Origin of the sequence: Comamonas sp. UBA7840 (assembly GCF_002501455.1) — a bacterium.
GTDB lineage: Bacteria > Pseudomonadota > Gammaproteobacteria > Burkholderiales > Burkholderiaceae_C > Comamonas > Comamonas jiangduensis.
In genome coordinates this window covers 19,866-44,961 of the sequence record NZ_DLTI01000028.1, presented here as the reverse complement: position 1 = coordinate 44,961, position 25,096 = coordinate 19,866, and the positions used below count along the sequence as shown (strand labels likewise).

The following is a 25,096-nucleotide window of genomic DNA, read 5'->3' as shown; positions in this document are numbered from 1 at the left end:
GGTGGTGGGATCAGAGGCATTCACCCACGCATTGTCGCTTGACAGTCGGCAAGGCCTTCCCTAGATTGCTAACCAATCAGTCAGTAACTTTTTTTGTTATGTCTTCAAACGCTGTAGTTCTGCCCTTGAGGGGCTTTTTTGCTTGCGCGATCGCGGTAGGCGTTTTAGCGGCTTGTTCCAGGCAGGCGCCCGCGCCTGAGCCCATACGGGCCGTAAAGCTGGTGGAAGCAGGCGCCCACGCCAGCGCTGCCGAGGTGGAGTATGCCGGGGAGGTGCGGGCGCAGACTGAGTCGCGTTTGGGCTTTCAGGTGGCGGGCAAGTTGGTGCAGCGCCCGGTAGACGTAGGCGATGTGGTGCGCAAAGGTCAGTTACTGGCAGAACTGGATGCCCAAGACTATGCATTGGCTGCGCAGGCGGCGCAGGCGCAAGTTGCAGCGGCGAAAACCCAACGCGACTTGGCGCAGGCAGATTGGGAGCGTTATTCGGCGTTGAAAGAAAAAGGCTTTATCAGCGGCGTGGAGCTGGACAGACGCAAAGCCAATTTGCAGTCTGCACAAGCCCAGTTAGAGCAGGCGCAGGCGCAGGCCTCCGCGCAAAGCAACCAGAGTAGCTATACGCGTTTGGTGGCCAATGCATCTGGTGTTATCACGGCAGTGCAGGCCGAACCGGGGCAAGTGGTGACAGCGGGCGCACCGGTGGTGCAACTGGCGCACGATGATGCTCGGGATGTGGTGATTGCGGTGCCTGAAGGTGTTCGCAGCCGGGTAAAACCTGGGCAAGCAGTACAGGTTCGTATTTGGGCGCAAGATAAAACTTTGGATGCATCAGTGCGGGAAGTGGCTGCCAGTGCAGACCCCGTAACACGCACATACACCGTGAAAGTTCAGTTGCAGGCAGGAGCGCAGCCCCCATTGGGTGCGACCGCGTATGTGTGGATGCAGTTTGCTGACCACGTAAATGACACTTTGATCAAGCTGCCTTCGACAGTGGTATGGGAGCAGTCAGGTGCATCGATGGTGTGGGTATTTGATCGCCAGTCTTCATCCGTGCATGCCCGCAAAGTGGAGGTTGCGGGTGTGGATGGCAATGATGTAGTGATTGCGGCAGGTGTAGAGAAAGGAATGCAGTTGGTGGCAGCTGGCACCCATGTGCTCACAGAAGGCCAGAAAGTCAGCATCTACCAGCCTCGTCATCCTGATGCGGCGCGTTGAGCTTGGAGAAAACACATGAGTGGACCCAACCAAGCGCCTGAAAAAGAAGGCTTCAATTTGTCGCGTTGGGCGCTGCAGCATATTCCGCTGACGCGCTATTTGATGGTGGTGATTTTGCTGCTCGGTGGGGCAGCCTATTTTCAGTTGGGGCAGGACGAGGATCCGCCGTTCACTTTTCGTGCCATGGTGGTGCGAACCTATTGGCCGGGCGCGTCTGCCCAGCAGGTGGCAGAGCAAGTAACTGACAAGATTGAGCGCACGCTGCAAGAAGTGCCTTACGCAGACAAGATCAGCAGCTATTCCAAGCCGGGTGAGTCGCAGGTTATTTTCCAGCTCAGAGACAACTCTAGGCCGCAGGATGTGGCAGACCTTTGGTATACGGTGCGCAAAAAGGTGGGGGATATGCGCTACACCTTGCCGCAAGGGGTGCAGGGGCCATTTTTTAATGATGAGTTTGGCGATGTATATGGCGTGATTTATGGGCTCTCTGGGGATGGCTATAGCTATGCAGAGCTCAAAACTTTTGCCGATGACGTGCGCCAGCAGCTATTGCGCGTTAAAGATGTGGCCAAAGTGGAGTTGTTTGGTGTGCAGAGCGAACGAATTTTTGTGGAGCTCTCCCAAAAACGTTTGGCAGCAACGGGCCTGAATATCAATCAGGTCGTCAACCAGTTGAATCAGCAAAATGCCGTAGAAGGCTCTGGTGTCATTCAAACGCCGCAAGAGCAGGTGCAGGTGCGTATTGCCGGGCAGTTTGATGCGGTAGAGCAAGTGCGCGCAATGCCAGTCATGGCGCCGTCTGGCGTGCAATTGCGCTTAGGAGATATCGCAGAGGTCACGCGGGGCTACGAAGACCCGCCGAGCGTCAAAGTGCGGCATAACGGCCGCGAAGTGATTGCGCTGGGTATCTCCATGAGCAAGGGGGGCGACATCGTTGGGCTGGGTAAGGCTTTGCATGCGGCTGTTGCGCAGATTGCCCAGAAGCTTCCTGTTGGCATGGAATTGGTCAATATTCAGGATCAGCCCAAGGCTGTCACTGAATCCGTCAATGAATTTATCAAAGTGCTGGTGGAAGCCGTGGTGGTGGTGCTGGCAGTTAGCTTTATCAGCTTGGGTTTGCATAAACGTGCAGATGCCACGGTGTGGTGGCGCCGCTGGTATATCGATCCTAGGCCTGGCTTGGTGGTGGCAGTGAGCATTCCCCTGGTGTTGGCGGCGACATTTTTGGCCATGTGGTACTGGGGGATTGGGTTGCACAAGGTGTCCTTGGGCTCGCTGATTATTGCGCTGGGCTTGCTGGTGGACGATGCCATCATTGCGGTGGAGATGATGGTGCGTAAGCTCGAAGAGGGCTATGACAAGATGCGCTCGGCCACGTTTGCCTACGACATCACTGCAAAGCCCATGCTGACTGGGACGTTGATTACGGCCGCGGGCTTTTTGCCAATTGGCATGGCCAAGTCCATGACGGGCGAGTACACGTTTGCAATTTTCGCGGTGACGGTGATCGCTTTGATCCTCAGCTGGTTTGCTTCTGTTTATTTTGTGCCTTACTTGGGCAGTATTTTCTTGAAGGAGCCCAAGGCACGGGTCAGTACACCCGGCTTTGCACCAGATCCCCATGAGGTGTTCGATAGCGCCTTTTATCAGCGTTTTCGCAAAGCCGTGTACTGGTGTGTGGAGCATCGCTGGCTCACGATTGGGGCTACAGCGTTGGTCTTTGCCCTTGGTATTTTTGGCATGACCCGTGTGCAGCAGCAGTTTTTCCCAGATTCCAATCGCCCCGAAATTTTGCTGGATGCGTGGTTTCCGGAAGGCACTTCGTTTGCGGGTAACGAGCAATTGGTGCGCCAGATGGAAACGCATTTGCAAGCGCAGGCGGGGGTAGATGCGGTGACCGTGTGGGTCGGTTCAGGGGTGCCGCGTTTTTATTTGCCTTTGGATCAGGTGTTTCCGCAGAGTAATGTCTCGCAATTTATTCTGATGACAGAGAGCTTGCAGGTGCGAGATCAGTTGATGAAAACGCTGCCTGCGGAGTTGGCACAAGCGTTTCCTGAGGTGCGTTCACGCACCAAGCTGCTGCCCAGTGGGCCGCCTGTACCTTTCCCTGTGCAGTTTCGGGTGATTGGCCCGGATGCAACGCAGCTGCGCGTATTGGCCGATCAGGTCAAGGCGCTCATGAAACAGCATCCAGACATGAGGGGTGTGAATGACAACTGGAATGAGTCTGTCAAAGTCATGCGCTTGCAGATTGATCAGGAAAAAGCGCGGGCTTTGGGTGTGAGTAGTCAGTCGATTGCGCAAGCTACGCAAACGATGTGGACAGGCACAACGATTGGGCAATTTCGCGAGGGCGACAAGCTGATCAACATCGTGCTGCGCCAGCCCCTGAGTGAGCGTGATGCGATTGCTGACTTGGCTGGGGCCTATGTGCCTACTGCGTCAGGCAAATCTATTCCTTTGGCGCAAATTGCGACACCTGTGCTGGGCTGGGAACCTGGGGTGCTGTGGCGCGATGCGCGCACGTACGCGATTACGGTGCAGGGAGATGTACGCGCGGGTTTGCAAGGTGCTACCTTGACGCAGGCTTTGAAACCTGAAATGGACGGGTTGCAAGCGCAATGGCGTGAGCGGGGTTGGGCGGACTATCGGATTGTGGCGGCAGGTGCCGTGGAGGAAAGTGCCAAAGGTGCAATGTCGATTGCTGCGGGTATCCCGGTGATGCTATTTTTGGTGTTTACCTTGCTCATGCTGCAGTTGCACAGTTTTAGTCGTGCACTGCTGGTTTTTATGACGGGGCCTTTGGGGATTGCCGGTGTTGCTGCAGCTTTATTGCTGCTCAATCGTCCGTTTGGTTTTGTCGCGCTACTGGGTGTCATCGCGCTGATGGGTATGATTCAGCGCAACTCAGTGATTTTGATTGACCAAATTGAGTCAGATAGAGCGCGTGGCGTAGCAGCTTGGGATGCGATTGTCGAAGCTGCAGTGCGGCGGCTGCGCCCGATCGTGTTGACTGCGGCTGCCGCCGTGCTCGCCATGATTCCTTTGTCGCGCAGTGTCTTCTGGGGGCCAATGGCCGTGGCCATCATGGGGGGGTTGATTGTGGCTACGGTACTGACCTTGTTTGCATTGCCTGCCATGTATGCCGCATGTTTCCGTGTGAAACGTCCCGAGCTGGAGTACGCGCAAGAAAAATGATGACAGGGAATGTGTGGGAGGGATATTTTCGAGGTTAAAATCGCCGATTGACCTATGACGCAGGTGGGTTTGTTCTAGCCTGCAGTTATCAAAACCGCGCGGGTGGCGAAATTGGTAGACGCACCAGGTTTAGGTCCTGACGGTGGCAACACTGTGCGGGTTCGAGTCCCGCCCCGCGCACCACGATCAAAAATCGCTTGATCCAAGCGAATCCGGCAAAAGCCCGTTTCTCCCTCTGAGAACGGGCTTTTTTCTTGCCTAAAGTGTCCTCAAACAACCTACCCTATCCGGCATAAAACTGTATAAAACTACATGTGTTTCCCGCGCAGATCCCGACTGAAATCCCGCGCGGGATTTTTCTGTGGTGAGGGGCAGATGGCGTACTTAAGAAAAGTCAAAAACGGATGGCGCGCAGAGGTTGAGCGCGCAGGCGTGCGGCGAACAGCAACGCGCCCAACCAAAGCAGAGGCACAGGCGTGGGCCGTTGCTGAAGAAGCGGCGATTTTGTCTGGCGCGCGTGGTGAATATCCACGCCGCACCTTGGCTGAAGCGGTAGAGCGCTACCGGCGCGAAGTCACAGACAGCAAGACGGCCAGCACATCACGCGCTGACAACTTGCGGTTTGATGCCTGGCTGCGAGACTTCCCCGAGCTGGCCAACAAGGTGCTGCACGAGATCACAGCTGACGACCTAGCCAACTGGCGCGATGCTCGGCTTAAGCAGGTTTCAGGCTCCAGCGTTTTGCGTGAGGCTCAGCAATACCGCCCTGTCTGGACAATTGCCGTGAAGCAGTGGAAGTGGGCACCCAAAAGCCCTTGGCAAGAGATTCGTCTACCGGCTAAAGCGCATGCACGGCGCCGCACAGGCGGGTGGACAGAAATCCGGCGCATGCTGCGTTCTGCTGGCGCGTCACCACGTGTGGCGCCCAACACACCACAACAGCAAGCTGCCTGGGCCATGCTGGTGGCCTTGCACACCGCCATGCGTAGCGGAGAGATTTTGCGCATGTCGCGCAGCACCGTGGATCTCAAGCGAAAGGTTTATGAGCTACCCAAGCACAAGACCGAAGCATTGATTGGTGCCCGCCGCGTTCCACTCACCAGCCGGGCCGTGCGTTTGCTGCGTGTGCTGGAGGCGCAGGCCCAGCGCGAGGGGCGTGATGCTTATTTCACTATCAGTGATGCCAGCCGTGATGTGCTTTATCGCAAGCTGCGTGACCGCACCATGATTGAAGGGCTGCGGTTTCATGACCTCCGGGCCACGGCGCTGACTCTGCTAAGCAAGCGTGTGGATGTTATGACGCTGGCCCGAATCAGTGGTCACGTGGATATCAACGAGCTGTTCAATACTTACTATCGCGAGACTGCCGAAGATATTGCTGCTCGAATTTAAATTAGCTGGGAATCAATGAATCAATAGCTTTGCTGCCATCTCTTGGGTTCTTTATAGAACGGCGCGCTTCCCATAGCCTCATATCGTCTTCGCCATACACGTTAAACCAGCGGGACTCTTCATCACCATCAAGGTTAGCGAAAACTTTCTGTGAGCCTGCACTTCCTGCAATGTCCAAGTAGCTAATGCTGAAATCAAATACTTCAAATGGTTCAGTCGCTGAACCTTGAGCAATGACCCACCAAGTATGGTTAATACTTGCGTGTGGCTCCAATGTGACGTGCAGGCCTCTAGTGTCAGAGTTAACACGCATGTGACTGCAAATGGCACCAACGTTTTGGACTCTTATCTCCAGCCTTGTCCAGCCATCAATTTCATATGCATCACGCACGACTGAAAGCTCAAATTTTGGACGAGCCGCTGCTGCTTGTCTGTCGCGTTCGTCTTGCACCTGCTGTTTCTCGCGCTCTAGCTGCTGCTGGCCGAGTGCAACAAGTGCTTCTTGCTGCATGACATTTTTAGCAAGTTCCTCGGCTTGAAGCCTCAAAGCATCCGTGTTTTGCTTTAACTCATCGCCTTGCTGCATGTATCCAAGAATCAGCCACAGGAATGCGAGTGGGCCAAAGGCTCCTGCCGCGAAATCTCCAAGCTCATTAAGCTCTAGTGTGATGAGCTGTGGCCACTTTGCGTAGAGCAGCAGACCCAATAGAAGGAGATACACCGCAGTCACGACCACGCCTATCTTGGTACGGAGCGGTGTGGTTGGTTTAAATAAGCTGCACGACATGTATCCCCTCTATTAATTTTTGGTTTGAACATGCGCGGATTATGTGTTCATCGTCACATGCACCTGCACCTGCACCCCTTTGCCGCGGGCAGTGTTGTTAGCGATTTCCCCATCTGGCCACGTGCAAAGCATGCGCATGATGCGGGCGGTTTCGCGCACCACGTCGCGGCCGACGTAGGAGACCCTGCGCAGCATTTCGATAAGTCCAGCGCTGGCTGGGTTTGGCGGAAAGTACAAGGCTATTTGCCTCCCATCCACTTGAGCACATCGCTGGTGCGCCAGTAGCGCGTGCGTCGGCTGACATTGATATAGGGCTTGGGAAAGTCCAGGCGCTTGGTCAGTCGGTCGGTGACGTGTTCACGGCTCAGGCCCAGCAGGGCGGCGATGCCAGCGGTGTCCAGCCGTGGTGCGCTGCTGGCCATTGCGGCTTGGTTGGTTGTTTGCAAATCGGTGGTGTTCATGGTTTGCTCTCCTGAATTCATAGCTTTAAGCGCAGGCCTCTCCGGCGCTGGCATTGCTTTTTGCTGTGCGTGCTTGTGGCTTGCGTGACTGGGCCACCAAGGCCTGCAACTGCTCTTGCAGCACATCGTCTTGCGTGGCGTGTTCGTAGACCATCAGCCCCAGTTGCTTGGCCACCATGTACTCCAGGCTGGCGCCTTTGGACTGCTGCCAGCCCGGCAGCAGGTAAATGGCGTGGCAGGTCATGAGCTGGCTGACGCCCATGCGCATATAAGCCGTCCAGTCGCAGGCAGCATCCACGTGGGGCGCGGGGTTCTCGGCAGGGTTTTCAACGTGCCAGCCTTTGCTGCGCAGGCGTGCGGCGGCTGCATTGAAGGCGGGGTAGTTGCTTTCTGGCAGGCCAGTCATGGGCCCAGCCACATACACACGCTTGTTGGGGCATTCGTGCATCAGCCACATCTGCATGGTGCTGATGCAGCGGAATTCTTTGTTGCCAGAGACAAAGCCACCGAAGCGTTGGCACTCGTCGGCAATCATGCGCACAGCCATGCGCCAGCCGGTGAAAAAACTCAGCATGACCAAAGCGGGCATCAGCACCACGCGAAAAATCATCATGTACATGGCAAGTTTTCCTCTTAGTGACTGGGTTCAGCGATTTGGAATGTGGCTTTGGTCATGTCGCGCAAAACGGTCAGCGTGGTGAACAGCTCTTGCTCACGGTTGGCCAGCGCTCGGCCGCGTGCGTTCAGCCATGCATCCGCAGGCATGCGGCTCAGCTCAGCACTCACCTGTGCTTGTTCTGTAGTCAGCCGCTGGATGACGGCGGGCAGTGTTAGTGCTTGGCATTCATTTTTCATAGCTGCTTGCGCTTGTACTTGTTGTGTTTGCATGATGTTTTCCATTGAAGTTATTGATTTGCAAGCGCTGCCTGCTCTTGTTTTGTGACCAGTGCAGTGAACACGCCGCACAGGTTTTTGGTGAGCTGGCCAAAATTGCGGCGGTTGTAGTAGCAGTCCACGCGGCAGGCTTTGCACTGGTCGTGCAGTCCGTCTTCCTTGGTGCGGTCTGTCGTAAAAAACTCGGCGTCAGCTGGCCAGCTTTCACTGCAGCGGGTGCAGGTCTTTTCTTTCTGAATGGTTGGGGTGCTCATAAGGCGTTGGCGGTTTTGCGGGTCATGGGGAAGGCGGTCACGGTGGCCAGCTCCAGCTGGGTTTGCGCGGCGCTGGCTTGCTGCTTGGCGGCTTCGCGCTCGGCCTTGGCTGCGGCGCGGCGCATGTCGGCAAACTTTTTGGCCAGATTCGTGCTGGCGGAGTTCGTGTACTTGAAACCGGATGCCTGATTGAGCAGGCTTCGGCTGGGTTCGGTGCGTTTTGCAGGCATCGCTAATCCTCCTGGGGGCTTCAGGTCAGTAAAAAGGGATGGGGGAGGGGCCGATGGAGCGCCATTCGTCGCTACTCCGGCCAGGAAAACCGGGCAAACAGTCCTCGGCTTCGTGGGTTCCACGGCCCAAAAGGGCCCTGCGCAGCTCGCCTGTCAGACGACCTCTACAGTTATTGAAACCAGTCCAAGCTCGCGGCATGGCCGCTCGTGCCTCGCCAATGGCGAGGGAACAGCCGGAATCGCTATCCGTGCACAGTTCAGGGTTGAATGTTTCGGTTTCAGCGGCTACAGGCGTCCATGCCAAGCGGCGGCTAATCAGCCATTGGCCACGGGCGGTCTGCAGGCCCACCACGCGGCCCACGGTCAGCGCCTCGCCGTACTGGTTGCACTCACCATCACGCAGCGGGCGATGCGCCATGCGCAGGTGCCACTGGCCACGCGGGCGGCAGTGCCCGCCCATGGCCTCCATGTACACGCGCCAGTTGGCTTGAATGTTTCCTTCTCGGTGGCAGGCCACCCACGCACGGTGCGTAGTCTGGTCTCCAGCGCGGTGCAGGGTGTTGATCTGGTCTTTGCCCACACGGCGCAGCTCACGCCACACGCACACGCTGGGCATGCCAATGGCCTGAAACTGCCGAATGCCCCAAGTGGCCGCCCACGCATCCACACGGCGGTGGCCGGGCATGTCGTTTTGCTCCACATCCCACAGCTGGCCTTGCACCACGTCCAGGTGGTCAGCCAGCGCAGCGTGGCCCACACTCTTGGCGATGTACTTGGCCACATAGCCTGCGGCACCGCCGCTGGTCATGCGCTTGCAGTTCACGCGGTTTTTGAAAGCGCCGGGCTCGTCGCCGTCTTCAGCCAGCCACCACACTTTCATGGCCAGCTCCACGTATTGCGCTTCTGCCTCGGTCTCTGCCCAAATCAGCATGTGCCAATGTGGTGTGGCATCGTGGTGCGGCTCTGCCACACGAATGCCGTATATCTGAACGCCCTTGCTTTTCAGGTGCGCCCGAAACCGCGCCCAACGGGTGCGTAGCCACATCTGCGCATCACGCGGGGTGCTCACCCCGTCATAGCGCGGGTTGGGGCGTGGCCTGCCACCGGCGCCCACGGTCATGGGGTGAAACCGGCTGGGTGCAGTCTGCGTAAAAAACAGGCCCACATGGTTGCGGGCGTCTGCGTAATCTTCCGCACCGCGAATGCGTGTCATCAACTCGCCGCCGCGAATGACGGGGTTCGAGGGTGACAGTGCTGACAACTCAGCCAGCGTCCAAATCTGGCCAGCCTCGTTTTTGAACAGGCTGCGCTTGAGTGCCTCGTGATTACGCTCAATCTGGTTTTGGCGGCGGCGTACTGCCAAGTCACTGGCATAGCCACCTTGCTTGCGGTTCACAACTCCCAAGCGCACGGCACCACCTTCCACCACCCGGGCGACGTGTTTGCGCAGCAACATCCGCCACCACTTGGGGTCGTGGCTGCGCTTGATGTCAGGCTCACCTTGCAGCGGACGGCTTTCTTGCACACCCAGCATGCGCAGCAACATGCGCACCGTGTCAATGCGCTGGGGCACATCTGCACCCTCGGCCACCATGGCCGCGTCCAGCTCTTGAGCTTCTTGCACAATGCGCTTGGCCAATGCGCAGATCTCGCCATCGGTCAGGTTCCAGCTACTGGCGCGGCCAAAGCGCTGGTCAAACTCTGCAATGGCCTGCATGGCATCCCAGCTTTGTAGCCACAGCGGGGCAGGGTCTGGGTTGTGCAAATCCAGCTTGCCCAGCCCGCTCAGCGCAATCGGCTGGCGCCATTGCTCGGGCACGGCACGCAGCAGCGCATCTAGTGCGCGCTTGGCCATCCACGGTGCGGGCTTGTGCCGCTTCCACTCTTTCAGGGAAGCGGTAGGCAAGCTGCGCGCAGCGTGTTGCACGGCTCTGGTGATGGGTTTGCGGGCCATAGCTTTCAGCTCACCACCACATCACAAGCGGCTGCACAGTGCAGCCACGGCAGAAAACGTGCGCTTGGCCGCGCGCATTTCGCCCTTCACCGCTGCACGCTCCGCCGGGGTGAACTCACGCCACGCACGGGCAGCCAGTGCATCCAAGTCACCGCTAATGCCCGCCAGCATCATCACCATCATTCGGTGCTCATGACTGACGCGCGCCCACTCGCGGCTCTCGCCGTCCATCCACACACCGCCACTGGCTTTTTGCAGCAGCCCATCACGCAGGGTGCGCAGGCGCTCACGCGCTTCGGGCACGCTCAGGCTGGCGGCAGGCTTGCCCAGGTGCTTGGGCTTGGGTGGTTTTTGCGCCTTCACCGCTTTGCCAAGCGCTTTCATTTGCGCCTGCAGCTCATCCATGGTTGCGGGGGCGTTCATGGCTGCACCTCCATGCGTACAGCGCTGGCAAACCATGCATCGCCAAACTGTTGTTCCACCATGCGCAAGGCTTGGCGGCAGTTGCAGGCCAGCACACGCATGCGGCGGCGTGTGTGGTGCTCGTCAATATGGGTAATGCGGAACAGACTCATGCTGCACCGCCTTCCTTGTTCGCAACCAGTTGGGCCAAAGCAGCATCTGCATCGGCTGCGGCAGCAAGCAACAGGTTGGCCAAGGTGCGGGCTTGCCCGGGGGAGTAGGACAAGTTGATGCACTCATTGCCTTCAACCACCACCAGATCCACATACCCCTGCGGTTTAGAAATTCCGCGCAGCACTGTTGAGGCAATGCTGATGGCACCCTCAAAATCACTTACGTAGAGCGCGTGCCGGTGCTCGTACACCACATCAAGAGGTTGCTTGTCAGTGTTGAACTCCGGCGCAATCTCAAAGTTGCCCAGCGGTTTGAGTGGTTCGCGTTGGCTTTCGATCTGTGCTTGTATCACCGTCTCCATCCAAAAAAAGGCGTAAAAAATCCCGCAGCGCCTGCAAACAGGCTCTGTCAGTCGTTAAGCAAAAGGGGAAGGCAGCGCGCTAGGCGCTAGGGGTATCAGTCAGGAGGCGGTGCGCCCTGGCTGAATAAATCACCTGTCACAGGCGCGGTGTTGCGGGCGGTGTGTGCAGAGGTGGCTGCATGCTCCAGCTGGGCGCGCAGCATGTCGCGGCGCACGTGGCTGGAAAGGGGCAGGTTCACACTTGGGTCAGGCGTGGCGGAAGGCGAGAGGGTGCGCGATATTTCCAGCGTGCCCACAAAGGTGTGGCCGCATTCAGCATTCACGCAGCAAAACACGTACTGCCGTGTCAGCACCGACATTTGCTCACTGGTGCGAATCACGCTGGGCCAGCGGCAATGTGGGCAAGGCAAGCGCGTTGATTCTTTGCTGGTGCCCTTGAAGGGCTGCTTGGCTGTTACAGCTTGCACCGCTTGGCTACTGCCTTGCGCGGTTTCACCCGCAGACGCACGCGCTGCATCAGCCGCCTCATTCAGGCGCTTGCTGGCAACCAAAGCAGCCTTGGCCGCCTGAGAATTGCTGTCAGAAAAATGAAAACGCCCCACCATTGCACGCCACCTGCTTTAGCCGTTAGCGGCTATATCGGCCGCTGTCAGCTCAATGCGGCCACGGCGGCGGAACTCAGCCACGCCCATCAAATAAATCAGGCGGCAAAAGTTGCTGGAGCTGCGGCCCTCAGCCTTGGCCATGTCATGTGCGTCTTGCAGCTCACGCTTTTCAAGGCGCAGAGCAATGGGCTTTTCATGCACCAGGCGCTCTACGGAACCAGAGTGTTTGCGCGTGAGCTGCGCAGGGGTAGGTTGTGCTGACGTGGTCATGTACTATTGGGCATAGATTGTTACAACGTAAACGCATCATATGCTCACAAAAGTGAGCGGTCAATAGATGAACGAAAACTTTTGTGATCTTTTTGGTGATCGCATTAAAAGCGAACGGCTGCGCCTGAACATCCAACAACTTGCTTTTGCAGAAGCATGTGAGGTTTCACGCGGTGCGTTGCTCAAATGGGAAAAGAACGAATCCACGCCCAATGCCCAAGCGTTGGCTCTGATGAACAAGCTGGGAGTTGACGTGCTTTTCGTTGTGACAGGCAAACACGCCGACGAGTCAGAGGCCACCCTGGCACCCGCCGAACGCGCACTGCTGCAAGCCTGGCGCGATAGTGGCGAAAAGGGTCGAGCGGCACTGGCTGCAGTTGCAGAAGTTTTAAAGCCGGAGTAGCTAGCCATCTAACCAATTGGCACTCGTACCAACATAGCAAGAGAGGGAGGCAAGATGTCAGGTGAAAAAAAGACTTCAGGCAAGACGGTGCCTGTGTTTGATTCCGCAGCATTAACGTCCGAACGTTTTAAAAATGAGAGCTTCGGTAGTGGTGTAAACCGTCCCTCGACAATTGGCGACCCCCAAGTACGTGGCCAAGATGGCTTTGTGACGCGCAATGCAGCACCGCCACCGGTTTCAGATATTCCCGCACGACCCAAGGGAAAGTGAGCCACGGCGTTTTCTTTTTTGAAAGGCTGAGGTATGCAGACTGATTCATCGCTCGATACGCAAGCTTCGGACGTTGCTGATGACGCTGAATGGACGCGCCTGTACCAGCGCCGTGCTGAGCTGCTGAACTGGGCTGGCATTACGTATCGCTATCACCGCAAGCGTCAGCGTTTCTTTGACTGGATGGATAAGCTGACCCAAGTTGCTGCAGTGGCTGGCGGTGTTGCCGTGCTGGGAAAATCGCTTACCGATAACCTGCCTTGGGTGGGCGCAGGAATTTCTCTCACCAGCTTGCTAGCCTTGATTTACGGCTACGGTGACCGCCGTCAGTCACACAAAGAATTGGCCGAAGAGGCCATCAGTTTCTCTGGAAAAATTCAGAGTACGCCGTTGGCAGATTTGAACGAAACTTGTTTGTGTGCATGGGAAGTCGACCGTGCAGCCATTGATTTGCGGGAGCCTCCAAACCTGAAGACGCTGGTTTCCAAATGCGAGTGGGAACAAGCTACGTCTGAAGGGCATCCCGACCATGTTTCTGCACCTAAGTGGTACCAGCAGGCACACATGCATTTTTTCTAAACACTCAAGCCCTGTACAGGGCTTGTTTTGATTTGGTTTGGAGCAAAGACCTTTGATTGCAGCAGTTTGATGAAGGTTTCGGTTATCAGTGTGTTGCGTGTCGACCAGCCATCAACACTATCAAAGTATTCACTCAAGTCTGCCGCCCTATACAAGTTGCCTTGCGTAGTCATGTACAGGCGCATGATCACGTGTTTTTCGCCCCAGCACTCGACAATAAATTCGTACTCGTAAGCTAGCTCGCCAGCTTGCAGAGAAATCGGTCTTTGGCGTATTGCGACGTCATAGCCCAAGCATTGCAGCGAAACGCCTTCGCTTGTGCTCTGCACAGTACCTAGGTCTGATTCCACTTCTGGCTGTGCCGCCAACGCGTCCAGAAATGTTTTGTGAGCTTTCTGCAAGCGCTTCATTGATCTCAGTGCGTTGTAAACCTCGTACTGCTGCATCTTGGCCTCCATTGATAGTTGGTTGGCCCACAAGAATACAGTACCATCTGTTACAACTGGTATTTCCTTACATGGTTGCTATCACTGGTCATAGCAAGTTTTTTCAGTTGAACGTAACAGGCCATGCTGGCCGTGTTAGTCATCAGGGAGTGGCATGAGTATCTTTGTTGTGTCTGGGATGGATGGCCAGATCAAAACTACAAAACTGCCAAGTGGCGATATGTCTGTGTCTTGCTCTTCCTCTGGGCCATTAGAGCAAATCATGTTTGATATTTGCCGATGGGATGGGCGACGCAATCAGAACTATGGCGGATGGATTATTCCCAGTGAATACACATCACGCGCCTACGCAAAGTTATTGAATCGCTGCACCAAAATTTCGGATTGATCCGTGAAGCTAGCAGCATCTGCAATCTTTCTATTCGGCTCATTGCTTCCGTCTGTTGCAGCCACTCAATCGTTAGAGTGCTTGACGGTCGGAGTGACTGACGGTGACACGATCAAAGTGCGTTGCGGCCAGCAAGGCAGCTATGAGCAAATCACCGTCAGGTTTGGCGCCATCGATGCGCCAGAGCAGCGACAGCCTTTCGGGCAGCGTTCCAAACAGACGCTTTCTGAATTGGTCTACATGAAGCCGGTGCAGCTGGCCTGCTACAAAACCGACCGCTATCAACGCAAGATTTGCAACGTCAGCACTCAAGAGTCCGGCGATATCGGCCTCGCCATGATCCGCTCTGGCATGGCCTGGTGGTACCGCGATTACGCACATGAGCAAACCGCCGATGCGCGCAAGCGCTACGGTCAAACCGAAGCTTCAGCCATTCAAGGCAAGCAAGGGTTGTGGAGCGATCCGCACGCCGTGCCGCCTTGGGAGTGGCGGAAGCTACGCAGAAATTGACAAATGCTTGAGCGTCGAAATATTAACAGTAAAATATTTTTTAGTGATTAATATTTAAACTATTTATTCCTTAGTTTTGATATATAAAAAATTTAACTAAATGAAAAATAAATTTTTCGGTTTTTACAGCCCTACAGACAAAGAATTTTCCGATCTTTGGAGTAATTCTATTTTTGTCCTCGATACAAATGTTTTATTAAATTTATACAAACTCCCAAAGTTTGCAAGTGATGAACTTTTCGATCTTTTGAATCGTCTTAACGATAGGATATGGATACCTCACCAAGTTGCATTAGAGTTTCAAAGAAATAGAACAACTGTAATTAGTTCTGAGAAAAAAAAGATCCAAGATATTTTAAGTGAATCAGATAAATTTCTAATTAGTTTAAGAAAAAATATAGATGATCTACAAATACCCAAAAGAGGTATTGATGTAGATGTTGAGCCGATCTTTGAATCTCTTGACTTATTGAAAGAAAAAATATCAAGCTCTATATCTAAAATTCAAGATAACCAACTTGAGTTGGGCTCATCTGATCCGGTGCGTACGAAAATAGATAATTTGCTTGATGGAAGAGTCGGTGAAGGGCCAGTAAATCAAAACGATTTAGATAACCTCACGCAGGATGGTGAGGATAGATATGCTGAAAAAATTCCGCCTGGTTATCTTGATGTTTCAAAAGATAACCCAGCCAATCAATCTACGTTTATTTTTGATGGAATCAAATACCAAAGAAAATTTGGTGATCTCATACTTTGGAAGCAGCTTCTTAGCTATTCCAAGGAAAATTCTATAAAAAATGTTATTTTTGTCACAGGTGATAGCAAAGAAGATTGGTGGCTTATTGAAAAGGGCAAAACTATTGGCCCTCAGCCAGAACTCATTAGAGAGATTAGACGATTTTCTAATGTTGATAACTTTTGGATGTATAACTATCAAAATTTTGTCGTTCATGCGAATAAATATTTTAATGGTAATATTTCTGCGAAAACAGTTGATGAAATTGTGCACGTCGCAGAGGAAGATAAGAATGATTCTATAAATAATCAAAATTTAAAAATTAATTATAAAAATACTAGAGGTTCAGTAAATATAAAGTCAAGACTTTGGGACATGATGGATAGTTTGAATTTTTTAAAAGTTTCAAAGTGGATTGATCAAAATTATGGATTTAATGCAGAAGGAGCTTCGGAATCTTCTCTGCGCATTAAATACTATTTGCATGACAATAAGTTGCTAAGGATTTACATTGTAAAGTCATTTGAAGAAGCATCTGAATTTCATGACCATGGATACTTTGATTCTATAAACGATTACTTTTCAAATAAATTAAATATTGAGTTAAATAATTCTGTTCAATTTAATGTCGTTATACATGGTAAGGAAGATGATATTAAAAATAATATAGATGGTATTTTAAATATGAAATTCATCGACTACATTATGGATTATTGGGATTTAAGTGAAATTAGAGTTGAATATGGATTTTTTGATAAAGATAAATTTATTAATATTTGAACTTAAAAATTTCATTTAACCGAAGGTGCTTCGTTTAAAAGTGCGGTGTAATTTGGTGATCTCTTTTCCTGTCTCATCCTCCACTCGCTGGCATATAGCGCATTACCCGCACACAACGCCCCCTTGCCCCAGCGCGCATTGATGCGGTCCATGGCTTCCATCAAGGCGCTCATGTCTCTGCCACTTTCACGCTGCGGTGCTTCAAGCAATGAGGTCTGCTGTCGCGTGACGGGGGACAAGTCCAGCAGTATCACCCCCGCCTTGGCTAGCCGGTAACCGGGTTCATAAATCTTTCTTACCCCTCGCTCCGCCGCGGCAAGCAGCACAGCGGTGTCTGCGCTGGGCTGCACCAGTTGGATGGTGGCGCTTTGGGCAAAGCGGGCATCGTCTGGCCTGAAGGGGCTGGTGTGCGCAAACACGTGCACGGCGCCGCAGCGGTGTTCTTGCATGCGCAGCTTTTCTGCTGCCCGCTGAGTGAAGTGGCTCACAGCCTCAATCAGCGGCGCAAGCTCTGTCACCGGCCTGCCAAAGCTGCGCGTGCAGGCAATTTGCTGTTTGGGGGGCGGCTGGGTTTCTAGCTGCAGGCAGGCAGTGCCTTGCAGCTCGCGCACGGTGCGCTCAAGCACCACGCCAAACTGGCTGCGCACCCAAGGTACAGGGGCGTTGCGCAACTCCCACGCGGTGGCAATGTTGTACTCGCACAGGCGCTTGGCTATGCGGCGGCCCACTCCCCATACATCACCGACAGGCGTGCAGCGCAGCATGTGGGCCAACAATTCAGGGGCTGTTTCTGCCAGGTTGCATACGCCTGCCAAGTGAGGTGGGTACGAGCCGGGTTTGCGCTCTGCGTCTTTGGCGATGTGGTTGGCCAGCTTGGCCAAGGTTTTGGTGGGGGCTATGCCCACGCAGGTGGTAATGCCGATGCCGCGCTGTATGCGGCTGCGTATGGCGTGGGCGCGGCGGGTAACGTCTGCCACGCCTTGCAGGCCAATGAAGCATTCGTCAATGCTGTAGATCTCTTGCTCGGGGCCCATGCCTGCAGCCAGGCTCATCATGCGGTCTGACATGTCACCGTACAGGGCAAAGTTGGCACTCAGGGCCACCATGCCGTGGGTGGTGTGCAGGTGCTGTACCTGAAAGTAGGGCTGGCCCATTTTGATGCCGATGGCCTTAGCCTCTTCGCTGCGGGCAATGACGCAGCCGTCGTTATTACTCAGTACAACAAGGGGGATGCCCTTGAGTGAGGGGCGAAACACCCTCTCACAACTGGCGTAGAAGTTATTGCCATCGAGCAGGGCGAACATGGTGGCGCCTTATGCCTTGCGAAAACGCTTCACGCAGCTGGTGACTACGCCCCAGATCTCAATGGTCTGGCCGGGTTTGGGGCGTATGTCGGGGTAGGTGGGGTTTTCTGGGTGCAGGTGAAACTGGCCATTGCGCATGTGCAGGCGCTTGCAGGTGAAGTCTCCATCCACCTCGGCCACCACAATGTCACCGTGCTGGGGGCGCAAGTACTTGTCTACCACCAGCAGGTCGCCATCAAACATGCCCGCACCTTCCATGCTGTCGCCAGTCAAGCGCAGGATGAAGGTGCATTGCGGGTGAAAGATGAGTTCTTTGGCCAAGTCAATTCGCTTGGCTGCAAAGTCTTCAGCAGGGCTGGGGAAGCCCCCACGCACTTTGGCTGCAGCCAGCGGCAGTGGCATGGGGGCCGAGTCTGCCGGAACGGGCAGGCCTGCGAGGTAGTGGTAACTGTACATGCATACAGTATATGGCGGGTTTTGCCAGTACTGCTTTGCGCTTGATCGCTGATTTCGGCTTTGCTTTACGCCATCCTTGCAGCTGCGCTATGAAATCAGTAGGCAACTATTCATGATGGTTTTTACCGTCAGCGCTTGGCTTCGGAGCCGCTGTCTTCTTGTGCGCCCCTCTCCATCTGCACCTGGCTAGTCCACCCGCTCCCCCCATCCATGCGGTGGGTGACTTCTTTGACCAGCCAGTCTTGCCCATCGATTTCCGGCTTAAAGCCGCGCACAGCAATCGGTGACTGGGCAGTGATTTCCGGGCGGCCAATTGCAAGCGAGAGCGAGAAGGTGGCACCGCCACGCTCCAGGCGCTGCATCTCTGCCTTGGCGGCGTCCAGTGCATCTTGCTCACTGGCGTAGGTTTCTTTGAGCGTTTTCATGTTGCGGGTTTTCTTGCCCGCAATCACCTCTTTGCGCTTGCCGTTCACGCTGTTAGACCACCAGGCGCGCACGCCATCAAACGCATCGCGGGCGCTGGTGGCCCAGCGGTGCTGGTCACCGTCAGCACGGGTAATGGTGACCACCGGCAGGCTTTGGCCCTTGCTGTTTTTGGTGCCGTTGATGGGCATGAACAGCAAATGCTTTTTCTTGACCGTGGCCACCGCATCATGTTTGCGGGCCAACCGGGTGATGAAGTGCATATCGCTTTCATTGGTCTGGTCAAGGTGTGCAACTTTGATAGCTGCTAGCGCTTGATCTACCTTGTGTGTCAGGCTATTTCGTTTGGCAATCTCGGCCAGCACGTTACCCAGTGTGGTGCTGTGCCAGCTTTTCTCTTGTCGGGTGCGGATCTCGCCGCCCATGTCGGCAGCCCGGGCGCGGATGGTGAGTTTGTCTGGTGCGCCGCTGTGCTCTACCTCATCCACCACAAAGCTGCCTTTGTCGATCAGAGGCTGCCCCTCCCAGCCGATGTACAGCTCAATCTCTGCTTCTTTGGTGGGGATGATGACTTGGCCGTCATGGTCTAGCAGTACCAGGTCAAGCTGGTCGGCCTGGTTCTCGCGCCCCTCGGTGAGTGACAGGCTCTCCAGCCGCGCACTGAGCTTGGGCGTAATGTCTTTGCCTGCCACCACCAGGCGGTAGGTGGGGGCAAGGTGCTGGTAGTGGGTGGTGGTGACGTTGCCTGCCATGGCGCTTACTCTTCCCCAGGGGCCATGGTCGGCGCTACGTACTGGCCTTGCTCATTGACCGTGACTTTGGCGCCGCCTGCGTTGTCGTCAGCGCGGGCCAGCTGCAGATCAAACGCGATGCGGCGCGGGGTGCCATCTGCATGGTGCAGGGTGCCGGTCTCGCTCAGGCTTTCAATCACGTATTGGCCAAACACTTCCCCTGTGCCGCTGACCAGGGCGAAGGCCTGCCCGCTGTCTCCCATGGAGCGTAGCTCTGCCACGCTGGTGTATTTGCCCACCAGCTCGGGGGCCACCCAGCCAGAGAGGCTGATGGTGTCATCCCCCACGCCCACAAACTGGCGGGCAGGGCGGGCGCCAATGCGGCTGCTGCTGGGGTGGCGCCAAGTGTTGCTGCGCTTGAGTTCTTGGTAGGCCAGCGTTTCAATGCCAAAAATGAATTGGCCCAAGGCCATGAGCATGGATCCGGTCATGGGGTGGTCTTCTTAGTTGGTGTCATACAAAGCGCTGCGGCTTCGGGCATTGGCTGCGCGCTCGCGCTTGTCCAGCTCAGCCGCCACTGCGCGGGCGATGGCGTTGGGGTCAGCGCCTGGAGCTGCTTGGATGGTGATGGTGTAGTTGTTGCCACCGGCTGGCGCTGCAGCGGGGGCAGGTGCCTTGGCCATGATGACTGGGGCTGCCGCCACGGTGGGCGCAGGGCCTGCGCTGCCTGCACCGCCAGTGGCTGCAGTGGCTGGCGCCAGTGCAGCGGCCGCCATGGCCACAGAGGCGGCACGCACGCTGGCTTGGCCAGCCTCAATGCCTTTGGCTGCCCCCTCGCTGATCCACCCGCCAAACTGTGTGAACACCTTGGAGGGGCTGGCAATGCCCAGCTTTTCTTTGAACCAGTTGGCTGCAGAGCTGGCTGCGCCCACGATGGTTTCTTTCAAGGCCGACAGCCGATTGGTGATGCCGCCAATGATGCCGTCAATGATCCAGCTGCCAAACTGGGTGAAGTTTTGCACCATGCCAGCCCAGGCAGTGCTGGCCGTGGTGGCAATGCTGGTCCATAGGTTGCCCAGAAAGTTGGACAGGTCTTGCCACACCAGCTTGGCACCGGCCACTACCTCATCCCAGTTTTTCCACAGCAGCACGCCTGCAGCAATCAAAAGGCCGATGGCAATGATGAGCAGGCCAATAGGGTTGGCAGACATTGCAGCATTGACCAGCCACTGTGCAGCAGCTAGCCCTTTACTCATCACAATCGCAGCTTTGCTGGTGGCACTGCTGGCTACCATGGCGCCGGTGTAGAGCATCCAGCCCATGCGTGCAGCCAGCATCACTGCTTTCACAGAAAGAACCGCTCCACGAATGAACGTAAAGGCGTAGGCACCAGCAATGGCGGCAATCTTGAACGCCATCAAAGCTGCAAGGATGCTGACCACGGTGGTCACGGTGCCTTCGTTGGCTTGCATCCACTGAGCTAGCCCCAAAGCCATAGGGGCAAATGCTGCCAAGGTGTTGTTGATGGTGGGCAGCAGACCCATACCCAGGGCGGTAGTCACATTCTTGATGCCTTCGCTGGCCTTGCGCGCTTGCTGCTGGGTGGTGTTGCCCATGCTGTCAAACTCAGCTTGCAAGCTTCCCAGCGTCTGGGCGCTGTCACCTGCCAGATTGAAGGCTTTCAGCAGGCCATCGATGTTGCCCACGATTTGAGAAGCTGCCCCGACCGACTCTTGGCCAAACAGCATGCCAATGGCGGGGGCCAGCTCGTGCTTTTCCAAAGTCTTGAGGCTGGCCAGCACGGCCTTGATGGCTTGCTGCGGTGCTTTTTGCATGTCTTTGGCCACCTTCTCAGGGTTCAGGCCAATCATTTCCCAGATCTCGCGCTGGCCCTTGGTGGCTGCAAAGCCCTTGGTCAATGCGCCCATGAAGTTTTTGCCAGCTGTGGCAGCAATTTCAGAGGTCGCACCGCCTGAGAGCATGGTGGCTGCCAGTGCGGCGGCTTGGGTGTCGCTCAGGCCCATGGACTTCATCACGGCGCCTTGGCGCAGCAGCACATCGCCAATGTCATTGGCGGTGGCGTTCATGTTGTTGGCAATGTGGTTCACGGCACCGGCCAGCGCTGCGGCTTCGTCCATGCTCAGGTTCATACCTGCACGCCAAGCCTTGAGCATTTCGCCAGCCTTCTCGCCGGTGGTGTCAAAGGCCACCCCCATCTTGGCAGACACCTCGGCAAACTGCGCCCACTCGCTCTCTGCAAAACCTGCTTGGCTGGCGGCAATGTATGCGCCAATGATTTCCTCGCGCGCCACCCCAGTCTCTACGGCCAGCTTTTGTGCGGCAAAGGCAATCGAGTTCAGCTCCTCGGGTGTTTTGCCGGCCACTTTGTTCAGCTCTGCCAGGCGCTGCTCCCAGTCGATAGCCATTTTGATGGGGGCACCCAAGGCAGCCGCCAAGGCCACGCCATCGAGCAGGGCCCCGCGTGCATTGCCACGCGCTGCCACGTTGTCGGCCTGCGCTTGTTTGATGCCTGCTACGCGCTGCTGCATGTCAGCTTGTGCTTTGAGGGCCTGCGTTTGCTTGGCGATATCAAGCCGCGTGGTCGCCATGCTGGCACGCAGCTGCTTGTCATGCTCGGCCAGGTTCTTGGTGCTGATGCCTGCGGTTTGCAGTTTGTCGCGCAGCTGCTGCAGGTGCTGTTGCTGGCTGTTGAACTTGGCGCCCAGTTGGTTGGCTTCAGTGCGTGCGGCCGCCATGGCCGTGGTCATGGCTTTGGTGGGTACGCCCGCCTGGTTGAACTGCAGGGCCAGTTGCTTGACCCGCTCGCGTGCTGCTTGCAGCTTGGCCTCGGTCTCGCCCAGACCTGCGCGGGTTTCGCGGAAGGCGCCAACGGCTTTTTGGGTGGCGTCCAGCTGCTTGAGCTGGTCACGGGCGGCTTTGAGGGTTTGCGTGGTTTCGCTGCTGCCCTGGCTGATGCGCTTGAGCGGTGCCAGCGCCTTGTCTGCCAGATCCAGAATGACGCGCAAGCGCATGTTTTTCTCAGCCATGAGTGGGGTTCACTTTTCAGGGGGCGCGTTGATGGCGTTGTGTATGCCCACCGCCCTGTTGCGCCAGTCCATCAACTCGGGCAGCGGCATGGCTTCCAGAATGTCGAGGGGCCAATGGAAGAAATAGGCCACCTCGGCAATCACTTGCTCTACGCTGGCAGGGAGGCCTTGAGTTCCTTGCTGAGCAAAAAACCGGCGACCTCGCTACCCAACTTAAAGAAGTCGGCGGGATCCATGGCTTCCACGTCTTGCTTGTGCAGCATTGGCGTGGTGACGCGCGGCAGCACCGTGGCGACCGCTTCGTATTTGCAGCTGAGCAGATCAGCCAAGGCCACGGTTTTGAGGGCGCCCGCCAAGGGTTTGCGCACCGCGACTTCGGTAATCGTCTGGCCGCTGGGGCGGATGATGGGTGTGTCCAGTTTGATGGTGCTGGTATTGCTGGATGCGTTGTCTACAAGGGTGGCAGTGGACGTGGTTTGGGTTTCTGGGGTGTTCATAGTCTGGGTGTTGGTTCGGGTGTGGTTGGTAAGGCTGGGCGGCTGGCGCCCAGCGGGGAAGGGGCTGGGCTTAGATACCCAAGATCTGGCGCACCGTCTCCAGCATGTCGTTGCCGCCGACCTTTTCAATCATGTTGATGCTGTCCAGCTCAATGATTTCTTCACTATTGATGGTCAGCTTGTAGTAGGTAACGGCTAACTTGCACTTGAACTCAGTGCCCTCGCCAGCTTTGGCGCTGCCGGGGTCAATCTCTTCCCAGCGGCCGCGCATTTCGACTTCCACGGATGTGTACTCCGCATCGTCATCCGACTGCACGGCACCGGCAAAGCGCAGGGGCACGCTGCTGACGCCGCCACCCCACTGCTTGAGCACACCCTGCAGCCAGCCAGCGGCGGTGATTTCCGCTTCCAGCGCTTCATAGCCGTGGTCTACCTTGGCTTCAGAGCGCATACCGCCTGCGCGGTAGCCCTCCAAGATGCGGGTGAGCTTGGGCAGCACGACTTCGGTGACCTCGCCCACGTAGGAGGTGCCATCCACAAAGGTGGCAAAGTTTTTAAGAATCTTGGGCATTCCCATGGTGATTGCTCCAGGTGTTCAGGGGGGGGCTCAGGAGCCGGTTTGCACGCGGGTTGCAAAGTCAGCGAAGTAGCGATCGGTGATGCGCTGCTGGAAGGTGAGGTTCTCCAGCGGCGGCACGGGGGTGTAGTCGTAGTCAATAAAGGCTTGGCCTTCTTTGAGGGTGGCTGCCTGGTTGGCATCGGCATCAAACCAAGCCTGCCCACCCAGCAGGTAGCCGCCAAAGGTCAGCTCACGCATCTTGGCGTTGACGCCGCCCAAGATGTCTTTCATCAGGCTGGGGTGCAGTGGCTTGTCCACCGCCCACATGTGCGCCTCGGCAATGCTGTCGGCCAGGACGTGGGCGGTGCGCACGGCAGATTCAAAGCTGAACAGGGGCTCGTCCGCGCAGGTGCGGCTGCCCCAAAAGCGGTAGCCCTCGCGGTTAATCAGCGTGGTGATGTCGTTGCTGTTGAGCAGGCCTGCATCGGTGGCGGGGTTTTGCAAGTCCCAGTAAATGTCTTGCTTGATGCCGGTGACACCGTTGACGGCCACGTTGGAGAGGGTCTTGTGCCAGCCTTGCTCCAAGTCCAGCTTGGCACGCAGGCCCAAGGCATAGGCTTCGGTGTAGGCATCCACGGTGGCATTGGCCGTGGTGTCCCAGCGCTGGAAGTCGCCGTGGATCAGCATCAACTCACGCTTGCCAAACTCACCGCGGTAGAGCAGGGAATCGGCCACCACATCTTTGTAGCAGCCGCAGTAGGCCATGGCACGCAGTTGCTCACCCAGCGTGGCGAAGGCGGTCGCTACAGGTTGTGTGGCCAGACCGGGGGCGCCCAGGATGCGGGGTTTCACGCCCAGCTTGCCTTGGGCAGCCAGCAAGGCTTTCATGCCGGTGTAGGTGCCGTTTTCCAGCGTGGTACCAATGACGTTGCTGGTCAGGCTGGCGGCTTTTTCTTCGGGGGTTTCGCCCACGCCATCGGGCACACGCACTACCACGATGATGGGCAGGCACTGCTCGGCAATCGCATCCAGCGACGCAGCAAGCGTGCCCAGCTTGCCCGCCTTGGCAATGGCGTTGCGGGCATGGGTGATCAGCACCGGCTTGTTGTAGGGGAAGGTGGCCTCGTCGGCATCAGAAGCCGTGGCAACCAAGCCGATGATGGCCGTGGAGACGGTGCGAATGGTGCGCACGCCCTCGGTGATTTCGAGGACACGCACACCGTGGTGGTATTCGGTAGACATGGGCGCTGGTGTGGGTTGAGTTGGCGACCCCTCAAGGGTGCCAACCACCCCTCACGTGCGCCAGCGCGTGCGCGTGTAGCGGTGGGTGCTACAGCAAGAACTAAGCGGGCTGCGGTGTTTGCAAGTCAGTGGCTGGCCAGCCTTGCTCCAAGTCGTAGGCCTCCAGGGCTTGTTGCAGTGCTTGGTTATCATCAGCATGCAGCAGTTCCAGTGCATCGAGGGCTTCATGGTGAGTACGCTCCGCACTAAAGCACGCCTGCACGTGCATGGCGATGGCGGCCGCCACACCTTCCAACTCAGCCAGCGCGAGCGTTATCCAGCCGCTGGCGGCCTTGAAGCTGACGGTGTCTAGGTTAGCCAAACGTGCGTTGGCAATCACGCTGGTGATGCGGTTTTGATCATCGACGCCTGTTTCAACGTGAATGCCAGAGGACAGAGTGATGCCGCCTGTCTCCACCTCCCAGCGCCGCTGAGTCACCGTTTCCTTGAGTCGCTGCACGTTAAGCTGCAGTGCAGGTTGAGGTGAAAA

The 25,096-nt window shown here is 56.3% G+C and carries 32 protein-coding genes and 1 tRNA gene; 9 read left to right on the top strand and 24 right to left on the bottom strand.

Annotation, left to right across the window (positions count from 1 at the left end; translation table 11 throughout):
- Positions 1 to 221: 221 nt before the first annotated feature.
- From B3R00_RS11855 to B3R00_RS11840, 4 genes are all read left to right on the top strand, one after another.
- Positions 222 to 1,211 carry an efflux RND transporter periplasmic adaptor subunit gene (locus B3R00_RS11855; protein ID WP_286999190.1) on the top strand — a complete coding sequence of 330 codons (990 nt, stop codon included), beginning with the start codon at positions 222 to 224 and terminating at the stop codon, positions 1,209 to 1,211.
- 15 nt (positions 1,212 to 1,226) lie between these two features.
- A complete protein-coding gene (locus B3R00_RS11850; RefSeq protein WP_286999189.1) occupies positions 1,227 to 4,409 on the top strand; it encodes an efflux RND transporter permease subunit in 3,183 nt (1,060 codons plus the stop codon).
- Between the two features lie 96 nt (positions 4,410 to 4,505).
- A tRNA-Leu gene (locus B3R00_RS11845) sits at positions 4,506 to 4,592 on the top strand.
- A 192-nt stretch (positions 4,593 to 4,784) separates the two neighbouring features.
- The gene (locus tag B3R00_RS11840; RefSeq protein ID WP_286999188.1) at positions 4,785 to 5,801 is read left to right on the top strand and encodes a tyrosine-type recombinase/integrase; all 1,017 of its coding nucleotides are present in this window, start codon (positions 4,785 to 4,787) and stop codon (positions 5,799 to 5,801) included.
- A 1-nt stretch (position 5,802) separates the two neighbouring features.
- Here the strand turns inward: B3R00_RS11840 and B3R00_RS11835 are convergent, their stop codons facing one another.
- The 13 genes from B3R00_RS11835 to B3R00_RS11775 form a co-directional block, all read right to left on the bottom strand.
- Entirely contained in the window at positions 5,803 to 6,588 is a 786-nt protein-coding gene (locus B3R00_RS11835; protein ID WP_286999187.1) for a hypothetical protein, read from the bottom strand.
- A gap of 39 nt (positions 6,589 to 6,627) precedes the next feature.
- Positions 6,628 to 6,783, bottom strand: a complete 156-nt coding sequence (locus B3R00_RS11830; RefSeq protein ID WP_286999186.1) for a hypothetical protein — start codon at positions 6,781 to 6,783, stop codon at positions 6,628 to 6,630.
- Between the two features lie 44 nt (positions 6,784 to 6,827).
- Positions 6,828 to 7,049, bottom strand: a complete 222-nt coding sequence (locus tag B3R00_RS11825; RefSeq protein ID WP_286999185.1) for a helix-turn-helix transcriptional regulator — start codon at positions 7,047 to 7,049, stop codon at positions 6,828 to 6,830.
- A 25-nt stretch (positions 7,050 to 7,074) separates the two neighbouring features.
- Complete coding sequence (locus tag B3R00_RS11820) at positions 7,075 to 7,668, bottom strand: DUF4406 domain-containing protein (protein WP_286999184.1); 594 nt, start codon at positions 7,666 to 7,668, stop codon at positions 7,075 to 7,077.
- A gap of 14 nt (positions 7,669 to 7,682) precedes the next feature.
- Positions 7,683 to 7,937, bottom strand: coding sequence for a hypothetical protein (locus B3R00_RS11815; protein ID WP_286999183.1), 255 nt, complete (start codon positions 7,935 to 7,937; stop codon positions 7,683 to 7,685).
- Positions 7,938 to 7,954: 17 nt separating this feature from the next.
- Positions 7,955 to 8,197 (bottom strand): hypothetical protein, encoded by a 243-nt coding sequence (locus B3R00_RS11810; protein WP_286999182.1) that lies wholly within the window; start codon positions 8,195 to 8,197, stop codon positions 7,955 to 7,957.
- Complete coding sequence (locus B3R00_RS11805; RefSeq protein WP_286999181.1) at positions 8,194 to 8,427, bottom strand: hypothetical protein; 234 nt, start codon at positions 8,425 to 8,427, stop codon at positions 8,194 to 8,196. Before B3R00_RS11805 ends, B3R00_RS11810 begins: the two co-directional genes overlap by 4 nt.
- Positions 8,428 to 8,452: 25 nt before the next feature.
- Positions 8,453 to 10,381, bottom strand: coding sequence for a replication endonuclease (locus B3R00_RS11800; protein ID WP_286999180.1), 1,929 nt, complete (start codon positions 10,379 to 10,381; stop codon positions 8,453 to 8,455).
- Positions 10,382 to 10,402: 21 nt separating this feature from the next.
- Entirely contained in the window at positions 10,403 to 10,804 is a 402-nt protein-coding gene (locus B3R00_RS11795; protein ID WP_219162246.1) for a hypothetical protein, read from the bottom strand.
- Positions 10,801 to 10,956, bottom strand: a complete 156-nt coding sequence (locus tag B3R00_RS11790) for a hypothetical protein (protein ID WP_286999179.1) — start codon at positions 10,954 to 10,956, stop codon at positions 10,801 to 10,803. Before B3R00_RS11790 ends, B3R00_RS11795 begins: the two co-directional genes overlap by 4 nt.
- The gene (locus B3R00_RS11785) at positions 10,953 to 11,318 is read right to left on the bottom strand and encodes a hypothetical protein (protein ID WP_286999178.1); all 366 of its coding nucleotides are present in this window, start codon (positions 11,316 to 11,318) and stop codon (positions 10,953 to 10,955) included. The genes B3R00_RS11790 and B3R00_RS11785 overlap by 4 nt, the downstream gene beginning before the upstream one ends.
- A 95-nt stretch (positions 11,319 to 11,413) precedes the next feature.
- Positions 11,414 to 11,923, bottom strand: a complete 510-nt coding sequence (locus B3R00_RS11780; protein WP_219162242.1) for an ogr/Delta-like zinc finger family protein — start codon at positions 11,921 to 11,923, stop codon at positions 11,414 to 11,416.
- 15 nt (positions 11,924 to 11,938) lie between these two features.
- Positions 11,939 to 12,193, bottom strand: coding sequence for a hypothetical protein (locus B3R00_RS11775; protein ID WP_219162241.1), 255 nt, complete (start codon positions 12,191 to 12,193; stop codon positions 11,939 to 11,941).
- A 67-nt stretch (positions 12,194 to 12,260) separates the two neighbouring features.
- Here B3R00_RS11775 and B3R00_RS11770 point away from each other — a divergent pair, with 67 nt between their 5' ends.
- From B3R00_RS11770 to B3R00_RS11760, 3 genes are read left to right on the top strand one after another with little or no spacing between them, the layout of a single operon-like run.
- Positions 12,261 to 12,596, top strand: a complete 336-nt coding sequence (locus tag B3R00_RS11770) for a helix-turn-helix domain-containing protein (RefSeq protein ID WP_286999177.1) — start codon at positions 12,261 to 12,263, stop codon at positions 12,594 to 12,596.
- Between the two features lie 54 nt (positions 12,597 to 12,650).
- Positions 12,651 to 12,866: a hypothetical protein gene (locus tag B3R00_RS11765; protein WP_286999176.1), complete on the top strand. Its 216-nt coding sequence runs from the start codon at positions 12,651 to 12,653 to the stop codon at positions 12,864 to 12,866.
- A gap of 33 nt (positions 12,867 to 12,899) precedes the next feature.
- Complete coding sequence (locus B3R00_RS11760) at positions 12,900 to 13,445, top strand: hypothetical protein (protein ID WP_286999175.1); 546 nt, start codon at positions 12,900 to 12,902, stop codon at positions 13,443 to 13,445.
- Here the strand turns inward: B3R00_RS11760 and B3R00_RS11755 are convergent.
- Positions 13,442 to 13,891 carry a hypothetical protein gene (locus B3R00_RS11755; protein ID WP_286999174.1) on the bottom strand — a complete coding sequence of 150 codons (450 nt, stop codon included), beginning with the start codon at positions 13,889 to 13,891 and terminating at the stop codon, positions 13,442 to 13,444. The genes B3R00_RS11760 and B3R00_RS11755 overlap by 4 nt on opposite strands.
- 391 nt (positions 13,892 to 14,282) lie before the next feature.
- Between B3R00_RS11755 and B3R00_RS11750 the strand changes: the two genes are divergently transcribed.
- Positions 14,283 to 14,789 carry a thermonuclease family protein gene (locus B3R00_RS11750; RefSeq protein ID WP_286999173.1) on the top strand — a complete coding sequence of 169 codons (507 nt, stop codon included), beginning with the start codon at positions 14,283 to 14,285 and terminating at the stop codon, positions 14,787 to 14,789.
- 100 nt (positions 14,790 to 14,889) lie between these two features.
- Positions 14,890 to 16,308, top strand: coding sequence for a PIN domain-containing protein (locus B3R00_RS11745; protein ID WP_286999172.1), 1,419 nt, complete (start codon positions 14,890 to 14,892; stop codon positions 16,306 to 16,308).
- An 11-nt stretch (positions 16,309 to 16,319) separates the two neighbouring features.
- Here B3R00_RS11745 and B3R00_RS11740 read toward each other — a convergent pair whose 3' ends face one another.
- From B3R00_RS11740 to B3R00_RS11695, 10 genes are all read right to left on the bottom strand, one after another.
- Positions 16,320 to 17,612 (bottom strand): Y-family DNA polymerase, encoded by a 1,293-nt coding sequence (locus B3R00_RS11740; RefSeq protein ID WP_286999171.1) that lies wholly within the window; start codon positions 17,610 to 17,612, stop codon positions 16,320 to 16,322.
- Between the two features lie 9 nt (positions 17,613 to 17,621).
- On the bottom strand, positions 17,622 to 18,068 hold the full coding sequence (locus B3R00_RS11735) for a LexA family protein (protein WP_286999170.1): 447 nt from the start codon (positions 18,066 to 18,068) through the stop codon (positions 17,622 to 17,624).
- 128 nt (positions 18,069 to 18,196) lie between these two features.
- On the bottom strand, positions 18,197 to 19,243 hold the full coding sequence (locus tag B3R00_RS11730) for a phage late control D family protein (RefSeq protein ID WP_286999169.1): 1,047 nt from the start codon (positions 19,241 to 19,243) through the stop codon (positions 18,197 to 18,199).
- 5 nt (positions 19,244 to 19,248) lie between these two features.
- Positions 19,249 to 19,701 (bottom strand): phage tail protein, encoded by a 453-nt coding sequence (locus B3R00_RS11725; protein ID WP_286999283.1) that lies wholly within the window; start codon positions 19,699 to 19,701, stop codon positions 19,249 to 19,251.
- Positions 19,702 to 19,725: 24 nt separating this feature from the next.
- Positions 19,726 to 22,269, bottom strand: a complete 2,544-nt coding sequence (locus B3R00_RS11720; protein WP_286999168.1) for a phage tail tape measure protein — start codon at positions 22,267 to 22,269, stop codon at positions 19,726 to 19,728.
- A gap of 9 nt (positions 22,270 to 22,278) precedes the next feature.
- On the bottom strand, positions 22,279 to 22,401 hold the full coding sequence (locus tag B3R00_RS11715) for a GpE family phage tail protein (protein ID WP_349682257.1): 123 nt from the start codon (positions 22,399 to 22,401) through the stop codon (positions 22,279 to 22,281).
- Positions 22,402 to 22,418: 17 nt separating this feature from the next.
- Positions 22,419 to 22,766 carry a phage tail assembly protein gene (locus B3R00_RS11710; RefSeq protein ID WP_286999167.1) on the bottom strand — a complete coding sequence of 116 codons (348 nt, stop codon included), beginning with the start codon at positions 22,764 to 22,766 and terminating at the stop codon, positions 22,419 to 22,421.
- Positions 22,767 to 22,836: 70 nt separating this feature from the next.
- On the bottom strand, positions 22,837 to 23,343 hold the full coding sequence (locus B3R00_RS11705) for a phage major tail tube protein (RefSeq protein ID WP_286999166.1): 507 nt from the start codon (positions 23,341 to 23,343) through the stop codon (positions 22,837 to 22,839).
- Positions 23,344 to 23,373: 30 nt separating this feature from the next.
- Positions 23,374 to 24,567: a phage tail sheath protein gene (locus B3R00_RS11700; protein WP_286999165.1), complete on the bottom strand. Its 1,194-nt coding sequence runs from the start codon at positions 24,565 to 24,567 to the stop codon at positions 23,374 to 23,376.
- A gap of 100 nt (positions 24,568 to 24,667) precedes the next feature.
- Complete coding sequence (locus B3R00_RS11695) at positions 24,668 to 25,066, bottom strand: DUF4376 domain-containing protein (RefSeq protein ID WP_286999164.1); 399 nt, start codon at positions 25,064 to 25,066, stop codon at positions 24,668 to 24,670.
- Positions 25,067 to 25,096: the final 30 nt, after the last annotated feature.

Bases quoted from the DNA above. Each gene is read 5' to 3' on its own strand.
- B3R00_RS11850 (WP_286999189.1), top strand. From the start codon at position 1,227: ATGAGTGGACCCAACCAAGCGCCTGAAAAAGAAGGCTTCAATTTGTCG.
- B3R00_RS11840 (WP_286999188.1), top strand. From the start codon at position 4,785: ATGGCGTACTTAAGAAAAGTCAAAAACGGATGGCGCGCAGAGGTTGAG.
- B3R00_RS11835 (WP_286999187.1), bottom strand. From the start codon at position 6,588: ATGTCGTGCAGCTTATTTAAACCAACCACACCGCTCCGTACCAAGATA.
- B3R00_RS11830 (WP_286999186.1), bottom strand. From the start codon at position 6,783: ATGCTGCGCAGGGTCTCCTACGTCGGCCGCGACGTGGTGCGCGAAACC.
- B3R00_RS11825 (WP_286999185.1), bottom strand. From the start codon at position 7,049: ATGAACACCACCGATTTGCAAACAACCAACCAAGCCGCAATGGCCAGC.
- B3R00_RS11820 (WP_286999184.1), bottom strand. From the start codon at position 7,668: ATGTACATGATGATTTTTCGCGTGGTGCTGATGCCCGCTTTGGTCATG.
- B3R00_RS11815 (WP_286999183.1), bottom strand. From the start codon at position 7,937: ATGCAAACACAACAAGTACAAGCGCAAGCAGCTATGAAAAATGAATGC.
- B3R00_RS11810 (WP_286999182.1), bottom strand. From the start codon at position 8,197: ATGAGCACCCCAACCATTCAGAAAGAAAAGACCTGCACCCGCTGCAGT.
- B3R00_RS11805 (WP_286999181.1), bottom strand. From the start codon at position 8,427: ATGCCTGCAAAACGCACCGAACCCAGCCGAAGCCTGCTCAATCAGGCA.
- B3R00_RS11800 (WP_286999180.1), bottom strand. From the start codon at position 10,381: ATGGCCCGCAAACCCATCACCAGAGCCGTGCAACACGCTGCGCGCAGC.
- B3R00_RS11795 (WP_219162246.1), bottom strand. From the start codon at position 10,804: ATGAACGCCCCCGCAACCATGGATGAGCTGCAGGCGCAAATGAAAGCG.
- B3R00_RS11790 (WP_286999179.1), bottom strand. From the start codon at position 10,956: ATGAGTCTGTTCCGCATTACCCATATTGACGAGCACCACACACGCCGC.
- B3R00_RS11785 (WP_286999178.1), bottom strand. From the start codon at position 11,318: ATGGAGACGGTGATACAAGCACAGATCGAAAGCCAACGCGAACCACTC.
- B3R00_RS11780 (WP_219162242.1), bottom strand. From the start codon at position 11,923: ATGGTGGGGCGTTTTCATTTTTCTGACAGCAATTCTCAGGCGGCCAAG.
- B3R00_RS11775 (WP_219162241.1), bottom strand. From the start codon at position 12,193: ATGACCACGTCAGCACAACCTACCCCTGCGCAGCTCACGCGCAAACAC.
- B3R00_RS11770 (WP_286999177.1), top strand. From the start codon at position 12,261: ATGAACGAAAACTTTTGTGATCTTTTTGGTGATCGCATTAAAAGCGAA.
- B3R00_RS11765 (WP_286999176.1), top strand. From the start codon at position 12,651: ATGTCAGGTGAAAAAAAGACTTCAGGCAAGACGGTGCCTGTGTTTGAT.
- B3R00_RS11760 (WP_286999175.1), top strand. From the start codon at position 12,900: ATGCAGACTGATTCATCGCTCGATACGCAAGCTTCGGACGTTGCTGAT.
- B3R00_RS11755 (WP_286999174.1), bottom strand. From the start codon at position 13,891: ATGCAGCAGTACGAGGTTTACAACGCACTGAGATCAATGAAGCGCTTG.
- B3R00_RS11745 (WP_286999172.1), top strand. From the start codon at position 14,890: ATGAAAAATAAATTTTTCGGTTTTTACAGCCCTACAGACAAAGAATTT.
- B3R00_RS11740 (WP_286999171.1), bottom strand. From the start codon at position 17,612: ATGTTCGCCCTGCTCGATGGCAATAACTTCTACGCCAGTTGTGAGAGG.
- B3R00_RS11735 (WP_286999170.1), bottom strand. From the start codon at position 18,068: ATGTACAGTTACCACTACCTCGCAGGCCTGCCCGTTCCGGCAGACTCG.
- B3R00_RS11730 (WP_286999169.1), bottom strand. From the start codon at position 19,243: ATGGCAGGCAACGTCACCACCACCCACTACCAGCACCTTGCCCCCACC.
- B3R00_RS11725 (WP_286999283.1), bottom strand. From the start codon at position 19,701: ATGCTCATGGCCTTGGGCCAATTCATTTTTGGCATTGAAACGCTGGCC.
- B3R00_RS11720 (WP_286999168.1), bottom strand. From the start codon at position 22,269: ATGGCTGAGAAAAACATGCGCTTGCGCGTCATTCTGGATCTGGCAGAC.
- B3R00_RS11710 (WP_286999167.1), bottom strand. From the start codon at position 22,766: ATGAACACCCCAGAAACCCAAACCACGTCCACTGCCACCCTTGTAGAC.
- B3R00_RS11705 (WP_286999166.1), bottom strand. From the start codon at position 23,343: ATGGGAATGCCCAAGATTCTTAAAAACTTTGCCACCTTTGTGGATGGC.
- B3R00_RS11700 (WP_286999165.1), bottom strand. From the start codon at position 24,567: ATGTCTACCGAATACCACCACGGTGTGCGTGTCCTCGAAATCACCGAG.